The organism is Protofrankia sp. CiP1_Cm_nod4 (assembly GCF_982290645.1).
Window position 1 is genome coordinate 6,827 of the sequence record NZ_CEVIVC010000125.1, and the last position, 3,297, is coordinate 10,123.

The 3,297-nt window shown below is 69.9% G+C and carries 3 protein-coding genes; all 3 read left to right on the plus strand.

Going from position 1 to position 3,297, the window contains the following annotated elements; all coding sequences use genetic code 11:
* The first annotated feature begins 116 nt into the window (after positions 1 to 116).
* The 3 genes from AC5LSR_RS19115 to AC5LSR_RS19125 all read left to right on the plus strand — a co-directional run bounded on the left by AC5LSR_RS19115 (position 117) and on the right by AC5LSR_RS19125 (position 3,287).
* Positions 117 to 893 (plus strand): chorismate--pyruvate lyase family protein, encoded by a 777-nt coding sequence (locus AC5LSR_RS19115; RefSeq protein WP_250285670.1) that lies wholly within the window; start codon positions 117 to 119, stop codon positions 891 to 893.
* 514 nt (positions 894 to 1,407) lie between these two features.
* Positions 1,408 to 2,505 (plus strand): ABC transporter ATP-binding protein, encoded by a 1,098-nt coding sequence (locus AC5LSR_RS19120; RefSeq protein ID WP_250285669.1) that lies wholly within the window; start codon positions 1,408 to 1,410, stop codon positions 2,503 to 2,505.
* The gene (locus tag AC5LSR_RS19125; RefSeq protein ID WP_250285668.1) at positions 2,502 to 3,287 is read left to right on the plus strand and encodes a DUF2705 family protein; all 786 of its coding nucleotides are present in this window, start codon (positions 2,502 to 2,504) and stop codon (positions 3,285 to 3,287) included. The genes AC5LSR_RS19120 and AC5LSR_RS19125 overlap by 4 nt, the downstream gene beginning before the upstream one ends.
* The last annotated feature ends 10 nt before the right edge of the window (positions 3,288 to 3,297 follow it).

A 3,297-nucleotide genomic window follows, 5' to 3' on the forward strand; every position in this document is an offset into this window, starting at 1 on the left:
ATCGGCTTCCGTCCGCGACGACTGGTTGCCACCGGCACGGTCGATCAGCGTCGGCACGACTGACAATATAGCCGCATGATAATGTTTTTTATGTGCTTTCCTCCCGTGAAGGTCGGATGTCAAAATATAGCGAGACCACCGCCAATAAGATCATTGTTGGTGGCAGGCGGCCGGCCACGCGTGTCAGGCCGGCACCGGCACCGGTCACGGTGTTCCCCAGCGCCGAGCTCTCCAGCGTCGACGTCGCCGCGGCCGGCACCCTGGGGATCAGCCCGCTCGAGCAGCTGATGTTGCGCGGCGACGGGCTGACCACCACGTCACTGGAAATTCTCACCGGCCGTCGGATCACCGTCCGTGTGCGCCGTCAGCAGCGCCTCCCGCTGACCGTACCGGGCCAGCGCGGCCACGCGGCGGACGCCCGGGGAGGGGACAGCGGCTCCCTGTTCCACGAAGACCCCTGGTTCCACGCAGCGGCCACCCGCGCCCATCGCGACACCTACGCCGACATCGGGTTACGCGACCTCGAGGGCAGCCCCGGAGACGATCTCCTGGTCCGCGAGGTGCTTCTCACCGGTGACAACGGTGTCGTTCACGGGGCGGCATCCGTGCTCGCCATCGTCGACAGGCTGCCGGTCGACGTCGTGCGCGCGCTCGACACCGAGGAGCCGATCGGCAGGCTGCTCACGCGGGCCGCCCTACCGATCGTCCGTGAGCTGCGGTCATGGGGACGGCTGCCGGCCGGCGGCATCGCCACCTGCCTTGGGCCGGGTCTCAGCGCGCAGTCCCAGGTGCCGGCCCGTACCTACCGGATGCGTGACATGCGGACAGGCCGCCCCCTGACACTGATCACCGAGTGGTTCTCCCCCCGCCTGTTCGGCCTCGACCCGAGCTGACGGCACCGGCCGCGCCACGCCGCCATCCGGTCACGCCATGCCGCCATCCGAAGCGAGACGCGTCGTCATGCCCGCTCACGAGCCTCTCGCGGCCCGCTCAGACCCACTCGCGGCTCACCCACGGCCCGCCCAGGCCCGTTCACGGTCCGCTCACAGCCCGTTCGCACGGAATATCCATGGCCAGGCCGGTTGTCGCCGAACCGGCCGGACACCGATGACCGGACCACCGGTCGCGCCGACGCGCCGACCAGCGTGACCGATCGGAAACACGGGAACACAGCAGCACAGGAGCGTGGCGGCGTCGCTGCGACAAGGGCTTCCTCTACCTATCGCTACTTACTATAAGTGATATAGATCATATTCTTTGCCACTGTAAGTAACGAGCGATCGTCATTAAGCACAACTCGTTTCCATCCGTTACCCTCTGTTTCATCAAGCTCCATCAACGCCGGCCCAGCCGGGCAGCCGCCCTCGCCCGGGCCGGACGCCAAGGACCTGAGGAGGCAACCACGTAATGACGGCGGAGACTCCGGCGAGACCGCCGCGGATGCGACGGGGATCACCACGCCAGGCCCGCACCGGCCTGCCCTGCCCCCCGGCCGACGCCGCTATCTGGAGCCAAGGACTCACCAGGTGCTACGGCACCCGGCGCTCGGTGGACGGGATCGACATCCACGTCCCGATGGGAGCGCTGTCCGGGTTCGTCGGGCCGAACGGCGCCGGCAAGACGACCACCCTGCGGATGCTCCTCGGGCTGATCAGGCCCAGCGCGGGACACGCTTTCGTGCTCGGGCATCCGATCGAGCGGCCCGCCGGCTACCTGTCCAAGGTCGGGGCCATGATCGAAGGCCCGACCTTCCACCCCGGCCTGACCGGGCGGGCCAACCTGCGCATGCTGGCGCGGCTGCGCGGGCTGGGCCCGGAACGCGTCGCCGAGACGCTGTCCATGGTCGGCCTCGCCGGCCGGGCCGACGACCGGTTCGCCTCCTACTCCCTCGGCATGAAGCAGCGGCTGGGGATCGCCGCGGCCCTGCTGCCGCGCCCCGAGCTGCTGGTGCTCGACGAACCGACCAACGGGCTCGACCCGGCGGGCATCCGCGAGATCCGCTGCCTGCTCAAGGACCTGGCCGGAGGGCGCATGACAGTCTTCGTGTCCAGCCACCTGCTGTCGGAGGTCGAACAGATCTGCGACCACCTGGTGATGATCAGAGACGGGCAGCTGCTGTTCCAGGGCCATGTGACCGAGCTGCTCGCCGCCGGGGACCCACTGCTCGTCCTGACTCCCGAGCATCCCTGTGACGCGGTGCGGCTGGCCGCCCTGATGGGCGGCCACGGCCTGCGGGTCGACCCGCCCGAGCGCTCGCCGGACGGCTCGGTCAGCGTGCACGCCCCGGAGGGCTCGGCGGCGAACCTGAACAGGATCGCCATGAGCGCCGGTATCGCGCTGCGGGCGCTGCGGGCGTGCCGGCCCACGCTGGAGGAGACGTTCCTGGTCGCGACGGGGGGAGTCGACGGGGATCTGATCCCACGCAGCCGCAGCTCCCCGGACGTTCCCTCTGAGCTGCTCACCGCCGGGGCCGCCACATCGACCGCCTCGGGACGGGACTCGTGACCGCGGCGCTGCGGGCCGAATGGATCAAACTCGGCCGCACGCGTTTCTTCCTCGGCACGTTGGCGGCCGTCGTCTCGGTGGCCACGCTCGGCGCGGTACTGACCATGCTCTCAGTCGGACGTCGCGACTACGACGGGGTGCCCGTCACCGCACCCGCCATGTCCCGTCCGGACGGGGTCATGCAGGGGCTGGAGGCCGTCAGCATCCTGCTCGGCGTGGTCGGGCTCGCCGTCACCGCCGCCGTCATCGGCGCCGACTACACTCAGGGAACCCTGCGTAACCAGCTCATGGCCCAGCCGCATCGGCTCCGCCTGCTGGCAGGCAAGTGCCTGGCCCTGGCGACGTTCATGGCAACGATGATCGCCGCGGCCACCGTCGTGGCCGTGGCCGCGTCGTTCGTCATGGCTCCGATCCGAGGGGTGGACACCGGCGCCTGGCACAGCCTCGCCGGCCTGACGGAGATCGGCAAGGGCTATCTGAACGTGCTGGCCTCGTCCCTGGGGTACGCGACCCTGGGGCTGCTCGCCGGGGTCGTCTTCCGCTCTCCCGCCGCCGCGGTGTCGGTCGCGGTCGCCTACGCGCTGCCGCTGGAGATGCTGGTGTCGCGGATCTTCAGCCCGGCCGCGAGCTGGCTGCCCGCCCGGCTCATGGACGCCCTGGCCTCGGGTGCGCGGGGATACCAGGTCGGCTACGAAACCGCCGGCATACGCATCCTGATCTTCTGTGCCGTCGCGGCCGCGGTCACCCTGGTGCTGTTCGCGCGCCGCGACGTGACATCCTGACCGGCGCCTG

Bases quoted from the DNA above. Each gene is read 5' to 3' on its own strand.
- AC5LSR_RS19115 (WP_250285670.1), top strand. From the start codon at position 117: ATGTCAAAATATAGCGAGACCACCGCCAATAAGATCATTGTTGGTGGC.
- AC5LSR_RS19120 (WP_250285669.1), top strand. From the start codon at position 1,408: ATGACGGCGGAGACTCCGGCGAGACCGCCGCGGATGCGACGGGGATCA.